The following is a 12,053-nucleotide window of genomic DNA, read 5'->3' as shown; positions in this document are numbered from 1 at the left end:
CATGCCCACGCGTAAGGCGCTGCGGTGGGCAGGGATTCACTGGGCTGATTCGCCGCGCCGTCGATAGACCACCGGCAAAGCCGGCGGTCCCCGACCGTCAGGGCGTATCGCGGTTGGGTAGCAGTGTCTCGTGCGCCGAAGATGTTGCGGCGCGGAACAACACCGCGATCAGCGCCAGGGCACCGATGGCGACGACGGGGATGGTCCACAGCCGGCGCATCGTCAGGGCCGACCCGCACTTGTCCACGTACTCCTGCCCGGCGGCGCCGGCCTGAACGAGGTGCGCGGAGTACCCAGAGCCACACGGGATCTGCATGCCGAACTGATCGAAGTCGTCGAGGTAGACCGGCAGGCTCAACAGGTAGAGCCCGATGCCGAGCACCACTGCCCCGGCAAGGCCGATATAGACGGCGCGAAAACTCACCGTTCCCCCTTCATGTCATACATACGTCGGTGAACAACAGCACCGGCCACGAGACGATCGCGCCCAAGAAGGACACCACCGCGTCGAGGCCGGTCATCGATTGCAGATGGTCGGTGTGGGTGCCGGACCACACAGTGCCGATCAGCAGGTACGGCACACCGAGCACCACGGCCACCACGATCAGTTCGCCGAGCGCGACACGATAGGCCAGCAACCTCCGCAACCTGGCAACCACACGACCCCCGTCCGGCCTCGACGGCCTCTATGTTAATACCCATTCTCTGTCGAACTACCATTTTGACCCGGCTGTTCGGTCCGTTAGTGTGACGGAATGGCGCGCATCTCGCCCCGGTCGATCGACAGTGGTGCCAATGGTGTGCGACGTCGCCCGAAAGACCGAAAGGCCCAGATAGCGCGGGCCTCGGCGGAGTCGTTCAGTGCCTTGGGATACCACGGCGTGAGCATGGAGGCCATCGCCTCGCGCGTCGGTATCTCCGCAGCCGCGTTGTACCGGCACTATTCGAGCAAGTACGAATTGTTTCGCGACGCCGTGCTCAACCTCAGCCAGCAACTTGTCGACGGGACAGCGTTCGCCGACGAGGCCGACGGGGACCCCCGTGAGCAGTTGCGCAGGATCGTCGCCGCGCTGAGCGACACCGCGTTGGTGAACCGGGAATCCGGTGGCCTGTACCGCTGGGAGGCGCGGTATCTGCGCGGCGATGACCAGAGCACGCTGGACGCGCAGGTACGCACGGTGCACCGCCGGATACACCGCCCGCTGATGGAGTTGCGGCCCGAACTCGGCTCGCGGGCCCGCTGGACCCTTTCGACCGCGGTGCTCGGCGTGGTCGGAAGCGTGGTCGACCACCGGTCCAAATTGCCTGCCGGCCAGATCCGTACCCTCCTCGCCGAGATCTGCGACACCATTCTGTCGGCCGAACTTCCCGAGTTTCCGAACCCGGACGCCCCGGTGGTGGCGCCCGCAGCGGCGGTGAACACCACGAAATACGAAGCACTGCTGACCGAATCGATGCGCCTGTTCAATCAGAACGGCTATCGCGACACCACGATGGAGGACATCGCCGCCGCGGTCGGGATGCCTGCCTCGGGGATCTATCGGTACTTCTCGGGCAAATCCGACATCCTGGCCGCCGGGTTCCGCCGCGCCGCCGACCGGCTGTCGGCGGACATGTCGGACGTGCTCAGCGCGACCGATGACCCCGAACAGGCCCTCGGTGCCCTCATCGACGGCTACGTCGCCCGATCCTTCGACCGGCCTGAGCTGGACTACGTCTACTACACCGAACGCCTGAACATGACGCCCGCCGATCAGAAGATCCTCCGCGACCTGCAGCGTGCAGCCGTGGAATCGTGGGTCGAGGTCGTGATGCCGGTGCGCCCGGGATGGAGTGCGGCTCAAGCGCGTTTCGCGGTTCACGCCGCGATGGCCTTGGTGATCGACTTGGGCCGGCTCATGAACTATCAGAATTCGGAGCAGGCCCGAGCCGTCGTCGCCGTCATGATCGATCTGACCCTGTTGGGCCGCTACCGGTTGCGGACGGCGTTACCGGCCAGATAGGCCACGTAGCCGAGGGTGCCGATCTTCGCCAACTTGCGGGTCTTGGGAAGCAGGAGGCCCAGGCCGATCGCGGTCTCGATGCCGCCGTTGGTGTAAATGTGCCTCTGCGTGTCCTTGGGGAACGCCGGCTTGGTGATCGACTCGAACAGCTGCGGCTTCACGAAATGTGAGACGCCAGCGCCGGCCACGCTGAGGCCAACGAGCTTGGCCAGCGTGGAGTTCTTGCCCTCTGCCATGTGTGATCCTCTCTGATCAGGCAAATGTGTAGTCGCTCAACGGGAATCGTGAGGCTTCGGCGACGGCCCGGCGGGTCGTCATCGGTCGGAGCAGCGTTGCCTCGCCACTCGGATTGAAATAGTACGACCGTGCCGATGCGCAGTTTCCGAGGGTGAACAACGAGTCGCCCAACAACTCCGTCATCAGGTCCAGATACCGGCTGTTGGCCTGCTCGGTCACCTCGAACGTCGTCGCGTTCCGGCGCTTGACTTCGCCGAACAACCGGTCCATCAACTTCATCTGATACTCCATCGTGTTGAAGAAGTTCAGACCCAGGAATGCATACGGGCTGGCCAGGCTCAGGTAGTTCGGGAAGTACGGCATCGACACTCCCTGGTAGGCCTGGAAACGGGTCTCCCGCCACCACTTTCCGAGGTTGCGGCCGTCGCGCCCGATCACCTCGATGGCCGGGAAGTTGGCGTCCCACAAATCGAACCCCGTGGCCAGCACCAGCGTGTCGATGCTGGTCTTGCTGCCGTCGGCGTTGACGATGCCGTCGGCCTCGATGTGGTCGATCCCGTCGGCCTGCAGGTGTACGTGCGGCTTGGTGAATGTGCGGTAGTAGCCGTTGGAGAATGTCGGGCGCTTGCAGCCGAAGTCGTAGTCCGGGGTCAGCTTGCGGCGCAGCTCGGGATCGCGGATCGAGGCGAACCGGTGCAGCTTGGCCAGGTCTGCCGCGGCGATGTTGAACCGGCGGAAGTACCTGTGCTTGAGCACGGCGGTGTCGACCATGAACGCGTAGATCGCGTCGGTGACGGCACGGATCATTCGTTGGGTGACCGGCACGCGGGCGAACAGGGCCTTGACCCGTTCCGGGAACTTCAGGTCGATCTTGGGTACGACCCAGATCGGGGTGCGCTGGTACACGGTCAGGTCCGCGGCGGTGCGGGCCAGCTCGGGAATGAGCTGCACGGCCGTGGCGCCGGTGCCGATGATCGCGATCCGGCGGCCGTCGGGCCGGTAGCTGTCATCCCAGTCGGTGGTGTGGATGACCTGGCCGGCGAAGTCCCCGATGCCGGGGATGTCAGGGGTGTGCGGCTGCGACAGGAATCCGGTGGCGGTGAACAGGAACTGCGCGGTGAGCGCTTCACCGCCGGCCAGGCTCACCCGCCAGCGCGAGGACTCCTCATCCCAGCGGGCACCTTCGACGGTCGTGTTGAACCGGATGTGGCGACGCACGTCGTACTTGTCGGCGACGTCGTCGGCGTACTGCTTGATCTCGGTGCCGGTGGAGAACAGCCGTGACCAGTTCGGATTCGGTTCGAAGAAGTACGAGTAGGTGGTGGTGGGCACGTCGACGGCCAGGCCGGGGTAGTGGTTGACGTACCAGGTGCCGCCCAGGTCATCCTCGCGATCGAGGATCACGAAGTTCTCGATGCCCAGCCGTTTGAGCTGGATGGCGGCGCCGATGCCGGCGAAGCCGGCGCCGACGATGACCGCGTTGTATTCCCCCGGGCTCATGCTGCAGACAGTACCGCAGGTACCGGGTACTTTGTCGAGGCCTGGAATGTGCCGGCGCTGGGGGAGGGTCAGCCCGCGATCCCAGCCGCCTGGCGCGCGGCCCGGGTGAAGGCGGGCTTCACGGTTTCGATTCCATCGAGATATCCGCCGACCAGGGCGGCGTCCCGGAGCAATACGAGCGAGGCGGCGACCTCAGCGGGTATGTCCCGGTCCGCAGCTGCCTGTTCCAGCGCACCGCGAAACCAATCGCGGTGCGCGGTGATGAGTCGCCGGATCCGGCTGTCGGGGTCGGGATATTCGGCGGCGGCGTTGATGAACGGGCAGCCGCGCGTGTGATACCGCGCTATGTCCTCGGCGATGCCCTCGATCACCAGCTCGAGCATGTCAGTGTCCGGCTCGGCGCGGCTCGCGGCCTCGGCGAAATAGCCCCGGATCGTGGCGTCCTCGGTGGCGAGATACGCCTCGACGAGATCCTCTTTGCCCTTGAAATGGCGGTACATGGTGGCGCGGGTGACCTTGGCCTCGGCGAGGATGCGATCCACCCCTACCGCGTGAATGCCTTCGCGATAGAAGAGCTCGGTGGCGACGCGCAACAGGCGCTCCCGGGCCGCTGAGGTCGACGCCGACGTGGTCATTTCCTTGATGCTACGCCCGGCTAGAACGTTCTTTCTGCAACCGGGAACAGATCCTTGGCAGCGACAGTTAGAGAGGAAGAACGACCGTTCTTTCTACTTACGAGGAGACCGCCATGACCACCATCACCGCCCGCGAGCTGGCCGAAGTGCAACGTGCCAACGCGTCCGACGCTCAACCTGTCGTATTCGTCCACGGCCTGTGGCTGTTGCCGAGCAGTTGGGATGCCTGGCGGGCGCTGTTCGAGGACCGGGGTTACGTCACGCTCGCACCGAGCTGGCCCGACGACCCCGAAACCGTGGCCGAGGCACGCCGCGCCCCATCGGTGTTCGCGGGCAAGACCGTTGCCGGCATCACGGAGCACGTCGCCGATGTGGTCCGTCAGCTCGACCGCAAGCCCATCATCATCGGGCATTCTTTCGGCGGGTTGATCACCCAGAAACTCGCCGGTCAAGGCCTGGCCAAGGCGGCGGTCGCGATCGACCCGGCGCCCGGTCGCGGGGTGCTGCCGCTCCCGGTGTCGGCGCTGAGGGCGGCATTTCCCGTCATAGGAAACCCCTTCAACTACGGCCGCGCTGTTCCCCTGACCCGCAAGCAGTTCCGGTTCTCCTTCGGTAACGCCGTCTCTGAGGCGGAGTCGGATCAGCTCTATGACGAGTACTCCGTGGCCGGCTCTGCGATACCGCTGTTCCAGGCCGCGCTGTCCAACTTCAACCCCGCATCCGAAACGAAGGTCGACAGCTTGAGTCTGGATCGCGGTCCGCTGCTGATCATTTCGGGCGAGAAGGACAACACCGTGCCCTGGGCCATCGCCAACGGTGCGTTCAAACGGCAGAAGAAGAACCCGGATGTCACAGAGATCGTGGAGATTCCGGGGCGCGGACACTCGCTGGTGATCGACAGCGGTTGGCGCGACGTGGCCGAGACGGCGCTCGACTTCGTCAAGAAAGTCTGACCCGACGGGTCCGGACGTGGCAGCCCCCGGTCAACGCCGGGGGTGCTGCCAGCGTTCGGGATCGCATTCGAGGCTCGTGCGGTCCCAGTGGGCCAGGTCGGCCGCGGCCGCATACGTGGACTGCAGGAACTCCATCAGGGCGCGGTCGGGATCGGCCGACGTCCGCACCGCCTCGTAGGGCAGCAGGAACTGCCGGAAGTCCTTGTTGTAATACCCGGCGTCGGGGCCGACGGGGTAGTCGGCGAATCCTTCCGGTTCGGGATAGGCGTACGCGTAGAACGCGCCCTCCTCGCCACCGCCCGGCCAGAAACCGCAACTGCTCAGCTCGTGCGAATACCCCTCCACCATTACGCCATTGGGACAGTTGGGTGCGCCGCCCGGGTGCTCGGGCGCGGGGCGCCCGGAGAACCTGGTGCACGCCATGTCGAACGAGCCCCAGAAGAAGTGCACAGGACTGGCCTTGCCGATGAAATGTGCCCGGAAGTCGCTGATCACCCGGTGCGCCTGCACCAACTGGCGCCAGAACAGATTGGCGGCGTGCGGGTCGTAGGACGCGTGTTGGTGATCCTCGGCGAACGGTATGGCTGGGTCAACCTCATTGGGTCGGGCGTGGATTCGCGCCTCGATGCCCAATTTGTCCAGTGCGGAAAGGGTTTCGGCATAGAACTCCGCGACCGACTTCGGGGCCAGTGCCACAGCGCCCGATCCGCCGTCACTGGTCCGGATGGCGAGCACGTGGTCGATGAAATCGAATTCCATGTCGAACAACCGGTCTCGGTAGGGAATCGATGACGTCGTCAGCCCGCGCGGGCTCACGTACAGCGTCACCTCCCACCAGTGGTTGAGCAATGGCGAGTACGTCAGGCGGGTCTTCCCGACGATCTGCGTCCACATGTGAAGGGTGTCGCGGGTGGGTTCCCAGTCCGATACGCGCAGCGCGGGCCAGGGGTTGTCGGTGGGAGTGCTCATGGACAGGTGTCACCTTCCGCCGCTGACGATGCGTCGATCTCCAACCTCGGTGACGCCAGCCTAGCCGTGCGTCACCGAGGGTTGCCGCGGAATGGTGGCACCGCGCCGGTCAGAACAGCTTGGCGATCACCTCGCCGGCCTCGGCGTCCTCCACGCAGGGGGTGATGTCGAACGTGAGGAATTCGCCCCAATCGGCCACCGACTCGAACATGGTCTTCGCGTCGTCGGTCTCCACGATGGCGAAACCCTGGCCGTTCATGCCCCACCAGCGGCCGAGCATCGTCGACCCTTCCGGAACCTGGCCGCCGGTCTTCTTGAACTTCTCGACCGCATCCCGGTAGTTCGCCTGCGACTGGGTCCAGTGCACGATGAATTTCATGGCGTACTCCTTCTGGTGATGCGGGCCGGGATCGGCTCCGCGGCGATGACGGTGAAGGGGGTCTCCACCGGGAAGTCGTCCCGCAAGGAGGTCACCGAGACCTCCCGCACGATGGTCGCCAGGGCCAGGGTGGCCTCCAGCATGGCGAAGTGATCGCCGACGCAGGACCGCGGACCGCCACCGAAAGGCAGGTACTGCCAACGGTTTCGGCCGACCGACCGTTCAGGGCTGAACCGGTCCGGGTCGAAGGTCAGCGGATCGTCCCACAGGGCCGGATCACGGTGCATGACATAGAAATTGACCATCGCCATCGTGCCGGCCTCAGCGCGGTAGCCGTCGACGGTGATCTCCTCGTTGAGCATCCGCGGGGTGCCGGCCCCTGGCGGGCACAGTCGCAACGCCTCGTGCAGCACCCGCACGGTGTGTTCGAGGTGCGGCACATCCTCGGGCGTCAGCGTGCGATCGCCCAGCGCCGCGACTTCGTCGTACAGGCGGGACTGCAGCTCGGGATCGCGGCCCAGCGCCCACAGCGAATAACACAGCGTGGTCGAGGTGGTGTCATGCCCGGCGAGCATGAAAAGCACCAATTCGTCGCAGATCTCGTCATCGGTCAGCTGCCGGCCGGTGTCCGGGTCGCGAGCCTCGATCAGCGCGCGCACCAGCGGCGCATGCCGATCCGGATCGGCGCGCACAGCGGCGAGGATCTCGGCGGCGAGCCGGTGCAGGCGGGCGTTGGCTGCCCTGGCCCGGCGTTGGCCACCGGTGGGCACCCACTGTGGAAAGTTGACCGGGCGGACCGACCGATCGGAAATCCAGGACAGCGCGGTACGCAGTGCGGGGCCGACGTCGTCGGCGCTCTCGTCGAGATCCACACCGAACACCGACCGGCCCAACGCCCGAAGCGTGAGGGCTCGGCACGCGACATCCAGATCGACCGTCGCGCCGTCGTCCCAGCCGTCGGCGATCGTATGTGCCGCAGCGGCCATGTGCCCCGCGTACCGCGGCACGCTCTGCTTGGTGAACATCGGCTGTAGTGTTCGACGCCGCGGCAGCCAGCGCTCGTGCGGCAGGTTCAACAGGTTGCCGCCCATCAGCCGGCGGAGTTCGACCATGTTGAGGGCGGTGCCGCGATCGGCGACCGAGTCGCGGCGGCCCAGCACATCGCGCGCTCCCTGCGGGGACGTGACCAGCAGGACCGGCGGGACCAGCCACCGCGGTCCGAGCACCATCCGGCTGACCGGCCCTCCGGCGTCGCGGAGCCGCTGATGTCCTTCGATGAAGGACCGCATCGCCTTGATCGTCTGTCGGAAGGACAGCGGATTGCGCGGTGCGAGCGGCAGGGTGGCTGTGGCCCGCGTATCGATCTCGACCATGTGTCGAGTGTCTGACCGCGCGGCCTGAGCGGCCTAGAGTAGCGCGTTACTCTATTTTGCCGGTGCGGGGATTTTTGCTGGTAGCGATGCATGTCACCGAGCGGTCCCCGCGTTGCCAGGAGTCCGCGGTCGGGTACAGGACGAACAGCTGGATCCCGGATTCCGAGTTGGCGTTCGGGGCGTACTGGGTGAGGGCCGGCGCGCACTTGTCGGCGTACTTGACCACCGCGGCGTCGCCGGGGAAATCTCCGTCGGGCAGTGGCAGCACCGCGAACACCTCACCCTTGTGCGGCTGATCGCAGCTCACCGTCTTGACGTACAGCACACGGCTGCTGTCGGGGATCTCGGTCAGACAATCACCCGAACGGACCTGGCTGGCCTCGGTGGCGCCGCGGTCCCGGGCGAGGTAGAACACCGCGCCCGCGGCGACCACGATCGCCACCAGCACCACGACACCCAGCAGCACCCACTTGAGCGCCGGGGATTTTTTCGGCAGAGCCGAGAACTGGTCGGAACCGGTGGAATACGGCTGCGGAGGCGGGGGCGGGTAGTTGTGGCCGTGCGGGCCAGGACCGGGCGGGTAGGTCATGGTTCGACGATATCGACAGCCCGCAGCGCCGCATCCACCGCAAGGGCTGGGACATCCAGACGCTTGGATCCCAGGTCGTGACGGGCACCTTCGACGACGACGAGCTCGGTCGGCCCGGTCACCAAGGCCGCGGCCGCCGTGAGCTCCTCGATGGTGCCGAACGGATCGGACGTGCCGTGGGTGAACACCGTGGGCACCGTGATGCTGGGCAGATGCTCGGTGCGGGCACGTTCCGGCTTGCCCGGTGGATGCAGCGGATAGGAGAAGAGCGTCAACACGTCCGGGCCCGCCCCGTCCGCTGACACCATCGACGTCATCCGGCCGCCGTAGGAATGCCCGCCCGCGATCACCGGGCCATCACCCAGGGTGCGGGCCAGCGCGATCGCCTCCGCGATCCCGTCCTGGTCGCCGGCCGCCGATCCCGACGGCGGGCCCTTCGGCCTGCGGCGGCGGTACGGCAGGTTGTAGCGGATGGCCAGCCAGCCGTGGGAGGCCCACTCGTCACAGAGCTTGACCAGCATGGCCGAATCTCGGTTGCCGCCCGCTCCGTGGGTGAGGACGACGACGCCCTGTGCTGGACCTTCGGGTTCATGCGCGACGCCCGCGATCGCCTCGAGATTCATGACTGCAACCGGAACAGCGCGTTCACCGGGCCGTGGCCGTGGCCCAGCGGATAGTTGGCCCGAATGCATTCGGTCACCCAGGCCTTGCCGAACTCCACCGCCTGCGGGACTGAACAGCCATGTGCCAGAGCGCAAGCCGTCGCGGCGGCGAGGGTGTCGCCGGCCCCGTGGTCATTGCCGGTGTCGACCCGCGGCGCGGCGAACTCGTAAAACTCCGTGCCGTCGAACAGCAGGTCCGGACTGGCCGACGACGAGCGCAGGTGCCCGCCCTTGACCAGTGCCCACTGCGGGCCAAGAGCATGCAGCGCGCGGGCCGCGTCCCGTTGCGAGGCCTCGTCGACGACCTCGATATCCACCAGCAGCCGCACCTCGTCGAGGTTCGGGGTGACCAGCGTGGCCAGCGGGAACAAATCTGTGCGCAGCGCCTCGAGGGCGCTGTGGTGCAGCAGCGGATCGCCGTGCATCGATGCGCACACCGGGTCTACGACCAGGGGCACGGTTCCGGCCAGACCCTCGGCCCGCCAGGTCTCGGCGATCGTGCTGATGATCTCCGAGGAGGCCAGCATGCCGGTCTTGGCGGCCTGGATGCCGATGTCGGCGGTGACGGCCGAGATCTGACCCGCGACGACGTCGAGCGGGATCTCGTGAAAACCCTTGACACCGACCGAGTTCTGTACGGTCACCGCGGTGATCGCGACGCAGCCGTGCAGGCCGAGCATCGCGAAGGTCCGCATGTCGGCCTGGATCCCGGCACCACCGCCGGAGTCCGACCCGGCGATGGTCATCACCCGCAGCGGGGTGCCACCCGCGGGCGGCAACGGCAGGTAGTTCACGTCGTCAATGGTAGGTAGACACGGTTGCCGTGGTCGGCGAACTCCTGGGACTTGGCTGCCATGCCCTGTTCGATCTCGTCGGCGACCCCGTCGGGATAGGCGTCGCGGATGTCCTGCGTGATGCGCATGGAACAGAACTTGGGGCCGCACATCGAGCAGAAGTGCGCGGTCTTGGCCGGTTCGGCGGGCAGCGTCTCGTCGTGGAACTCGCGCGCGGTATCGGGATCCAGTGACAACGCGAACTGATCGTGCCAGCGGAACTCGAAGCGCGCCTTCGAGAGCGCGTCGTCACGCTGCTGCGCGCGGGGATGGCCCTTGGCGAGGTCGGCGGCGTGCGCGGCGATCTTGTAGGCGATGACGCCGTCCTTGACGTCCTTGCGGTCGGGCAGGCCCAGGTGCTCCTTGGGCGTGACGTAACACAGCATCGCGGTGCCGGCCTGGGCGATGATGGCGGCGCCGATCGCGCTGGTGATGTGGTCGTAGGCCGGGGCGATATCGGTGGCCAGCGGGCCGAGCGTGTAGAACGGTGCCTCTTCGCAGAGTTCCTCTTCGAGCTTGACGTTCTCGACGATCTTGTGCATGGGGACGTGGCCCGGCCCTTCGATCATCACCTGCACGCCATGGGATTTCGCGATCTTCGTCAGCTCGCCCAGGGTGCGCAGCTCGGCGAACTGGGCCTCGTCGTTGGCGTCGGCGATCGACCCGGGTCGCAGGCCGTCGCCGAGTGAGAACGTCACGTCGTAGCGGGCCAGGATCTCGCAGAGTTCCTCGAAGTGGGTGTAGAGGAACGACTCGGTGTGGTGCGCCAGGCACCAGGCCGCCATGATCGACCCGCCGCGGGACACGATGCCGGTGACCCGCTTGACCGTCAGCGGGATGTAGCGCAATAGCACCCCGGCGTGCACCGTCATGTAGTCGACACCCTGCTCGCACTGCTCGATCACGGTGTCGCGGTACATCTCCCACGTCAACTTCGTGGGGTCGCCGTTGACCTTCTCCAGCGCCTGGTAGATCGGGACGGTGCCGACCGGGACGGGGGAGTTGCGCAGGATCCACTCCCGCGTCTGGTGGATGTCCTTGCCGGTGGACAGGTCCATGATGGTGTCGGCACCCCAGCGGGTGGCCCACACCATCTTGTCGACCTCCTCGCCGATAGAGGAGGTGACGGCCGAATTACCGATATTGGCATTGACTTTCACGCCGAACGCCTTGCCGATGATCATCGGCTCGGCCTCGGGGTGGTTGTGGTTGGCGGGGATGACGGCCCGGCCCCGGGCGACCTCGTCACGCACCAGCTCGGGCGAAACCCCTTCGCGCTCAGCGATGTACGCCATCTCGGCGGTGATCTCGCCGGCGCGGGCGCGCTGCAGCTGGGTGCCGCGGTCGCGGATCACGTTGGGGCGGGGCGGAAGCCCCGCGGTCAGATCGATCACCGCATCGTCGTCGGTGTACGGGCCCGAGGTGTCGTACAGGTCGAGGTGTTCACCGTTGGTGAGATTGACCCGGCGGAACGGCACCCGCATCCCGTCGATCTCGCGATAGATCTTGGTGCTTCCGGTGATCGGACCGGTGGTCACAGAAGGGTCGACAAAAAGGTCGGTCATGAAAATCTCCCTACGCCGGCATTACCCGGTCAGGTTCGTACGGTCGACGGGCGTACCCGTCCTCTCAGCGCGCTCGTGCGCACTCCCGCGTGTGTGGTTTGCAGGCCCCAACCTAGCGCAGATGTACCCCGCTGGGTAGTAACGGTCACGTGTCGTGTGGCCACGCCTTGGTTGCGAGACGACGTCGCCGTTTTCGACTCCAGGGTGGCTGATCGCGTGGTTTGACGACCCTCGGGTCGAAAACGGCGCAGTGGGGGGAGGGCACTTCAGATTGCCCGCACATGATTTGTATAGCTAATATATGTGTTTTGAACATGTTGGGCCCAGCGCCCGGTGATAGCGACTAGAGCGAAGA

The 12,053-nt window shown here is 66.1% G+C and carries 14 protein-coding genes and 1 riboswitch; of the genes, 2 read left to right on the top strand and 12 right to left on the bottom strand.

Annotation, left to right across the window (positions count from 1 at the left end):
- Positions 1–97: 97 nt before the first annotated feature.
- Both G6N57_RS01815 and G6N57_RS01810 read right to left on the bottom strand, forming a co-directional pair.
- Entirely contained in the window at positions 98–424 is a 327-nt protein-coding gene (locus tag G6N57_RS01815; RefSeq protein ID WP_077742580.1) for a hypothetical protein, read from the bottom strand.
- A gap of 10 nt (positions 425–434) precedes the next feature.
- Complete coding sequence (locus G6N57_RS01810; protein ID WP_077742579.1) at positions 435–659, bottom strand: hypothetical protein; 225 nt, start codon at positions 657–659, stop codon at positions 435–437.
- Between the two features lie 96 nt (positions 660–755).
- On the opposite strand from G6N57_RS01810, the gene G6N57_RS01805 reads away from it, so the two are divergent.
- Positions 756–2,003, top strand: coding sequence for a TetR/AcrR family transcriptional regulator (locus G6N57_RS01805; protein WP_077742578.1), 1,248 nt, complete (start codon positions 756–758; stop codon positions 2,001–2,003).
- Here G6N57_RS01805 and G6N57_RS01800 read toward each other — a convergent pair.
- The 3 genes from G6N57_RS01800 to G6N57_RS01790 all read right to left on the bottom strand — a co-directional run bounded on the left by G6N57_RS01800 (position 1,970) and on the right by G6N57_RS01790 (position 4,375).
- Entirely contained in the window at positions 1,970–2,239 is a 270-nt protein-coding gene (locus G6N57_RS01800) for a DoxX-related protein (protein ID WP_077742577.1), read from the bottom strand. The two genes, G6N57_RS01805 and G6N57_RS01800, sit on opposite strands and share 34 nt — an antisense overlap.
- 16 nt (positions 2,240–2,255) lie before the next feature.
- Positions 2,256–3,740 carry a flavin-containing monooxygenase gene (locus G6N57_RS01795; RefSeq protein WP_077742576.1) on the bottom strand — a complete coding sequence of 495 codons (1,485 nt, stop codon included), beginning with the start codon at positions 3,738–3,740 and terminating at the stop codon, positions 2,256–2,258.
- Between the two features lie 68 nt (positions 3,741–3,808).
- Entirely contained in the window at positions 3,809–4,375 is a 567-nt protein-coding gene (locus tag G6N57_RS01790) for a TetR/AcrR family transcriptional regulator (protein ID WP_077742575.1), read from the bottom strand.
- 113 nt (positions 4,376–4,488) lie between these two features.
- On the opposite strand from G6N57_RS01790, the gene G6N57_RS01785 reads away from it, so the two are divergent.
- The gene (locus G6N57_RS01785) at positions 4,489–5,328 is read left to right on the top strand and encodes an alpha/beta hydrolase (protein ID WP_077742574.1); all 840 of its coding nucleotides are present in this window, start codon (positions 4,489–4,491) and stop codon (positions 5,326–5,328) included.
- A gap of 30 nt (positions 5,329–5,358) precedes the next feature.
- On the opposite strand, the gene G6N57_RS01780 is transcribed toward G6N57_RS01785, so the two are convergent.
- The 7 genes from G6N57_RS01780 to thiC form a co-directional block, all read right to left on the bottom strand.
- Complete coding sequence (locus tag G6N57_RS01780; protein WP_077742573.1) at positions 5,359–6,297, bottom strand: DUF5996 family protein; 939 nt, start codon at positions 6,295–6,297, stop codon at positions 5,359–5,361.
- A gap of 109 nt (positions 6,298–6,406) precedes the next feature.
- Positions 6,407–6,676, bottom strand: coding sequence for a DUF3303 domain-containing protein (locus G6N57_RS01775; protein ID WP_077742572.1), 270 nt, complete (start codon positions 6,674–6,676; stop codon positions 6,407–6,409).
- Positions 6,673–8,049: a cytochrome P450 gene (locus G6N57_RS01770; RefSeq protein WP_077742571.1), complete on the bottom strand. Its 1,377-nt coding sequence runs from the start codon at positions 8,047–8,049 to the stop codon at positions 6,673–6,675. Before G6N57_RS01770 ends, G6N57_RS01775 begins: the two co-directional genes overlap by 4 nt.
- 46 nt (positions 8,050–8,095) lie before the next feature.
- The gene (locus G6N57_RS01765; RefSeq protein WP_077742570.1) at positions 8,096–8,638 is read right to left on the bottom strand and encodes a septum formation family protein; all 543 of its coding nucleotides are present in this window, start codon (positions 8,636–8,638) and stop codon (positions 8,096–8,098) included.
- Entirely contained in the window at positions 8,635–9,261 is a 627-nt protein-coding gene (locus G6N57_RS01760; protein WP_077742569.1) for an alpha/beta hydrolase family protein, read from the bottom strand. Before G6N57_RS01760 ends, G6N57_RS01765 begins: the two co-directional genes overlap by 4 nt.
- Positions 9,258–10,094 (bottom strand): bifunctional hydroxymethylpyrimidine kinase/phosphomethylpyrimidine kinase, encoded by an 837-nt coding sequence (gene thiD, locus G6N57_RS01755; protein ID WP_077742568.1) that lies wholly within the window; start codon positions 10,092–10,094, stop codon positions 9,258–9,260. Before thiD ends, G6N57_RS01760 begins: the two co-directional genes overlap by 4 nt.
- Complete coding sequence (gene thiC / locus G6N57_RS01750) at positions 10,091–11,698, bottom strand: phosphomethylpyrimidine synthase ThiC (protein WP_077742683.1); 1,608 nt, start codon at positions 11,696–11,698, stop codon at positions 10,091–10,093. Before thiC ends, thiD begins: the two co-directional genes overlap by 4 nt.
- A riboswitch (TPP riboswitch) is annotated at positions 11,689–11,797 on the bottom strand. (Overlaps the previous gene by 10 nt.)
- Positions 11,798–12,053: the final 256 nt, after the last annotated feature.

The sequence above is a fragment of the Mycolicibacterium boenickei genome (assembly GCF_010731295.1).
Taxonomy (GTDB): Bacteria; Actinomycetota; Actinomycetes; order Mycobacteriales; family Mycobacteriaceae; genus Mycobacterium; species Mycobacterium boenickei.
This window is presented reverse-complemented; position numbering and strand designations above follow the sequence as displayed.

Bases quoted from the DNA above. Each gene is read 5' to 3' on its own strand.
- G6N57_RS01765 (WP_077742570.1), bottom strand. From the start codon at position 8,638: ATGACCTACCCGCCCGGTCCTGGCCCGCACGGCCACAACTACCCGCCC.
- G6N57_RS01760 (WP_077742569.1), bottom strand. From the start codon at position 9,261: ATGAATCTCGAGGCGATCGCGGGCGTCGCGCATGAACCCGAAGGTCCA.
- G6N57_RS01780 (WP_077742573.1), bottom strand. From the start codon at position 6,297: ATGAGCACTCCCACCGACAACCCCTGGCCCGCGCTGCGCGTATCGGAC.
- G6N57_RS01790 (WP_077742575.1), bottom strand. From the start codon at position 4,375: ATGACCACGTCGGCGTCGACCTCAGCGGCCCGGGAGCGCCTGTTGCGC.
- G6N57_RS01770 (WP_077742571.1), bottom strand. From the start codon at position 8,049: ATGGTCGAGATCGATACGCGGGCCACAGCCACCCTGCCGCTCGCACCG.
- G6N57_RS01785 (WP_077742574.1), top strand. From the start codon at position 4,489: ATGACCACCATCACCGCCCGCGAGCTGGCCGAAGTGCAACGTGCCAAC.
- G6N57_RS01795 (WP_077742576.1), bottom strand. From the start codon at position 3,740: ATGAGCCCGGGGGAATACAACGCGGTCATCGTCGGCGCCGGCTTCGCC.
- G6N57_RS01775 (WP_077742572.1), bottom strand. From the start codon at position 6,676: ATGAAATTCATCGTGCACTGGACCCAGTCGCAGGCGAACTACCGGGAT.
- G6N57_RS01800 (WP_077742577.1), bottom strand. From the start codon at position 2,239: ATGGCAGAGGGCAAGAACTCCACGCTGGCCAAGCTCGTTGGCCTCAGC.
- G6N57_RS01805 (WP_077742578.1), top strand. From the start codon at position 756: ATGGCGCGCATCTCGCCCCGGTCGATCGACAGTGGTGCCAATGGTGTG.
- thiC (WP_077742683.1), bottom strand. From the start codon at position 11,698: ATGACCGACCTTTTTGTCGACCCTTCTGTGACCACCGGTCCGATCACC.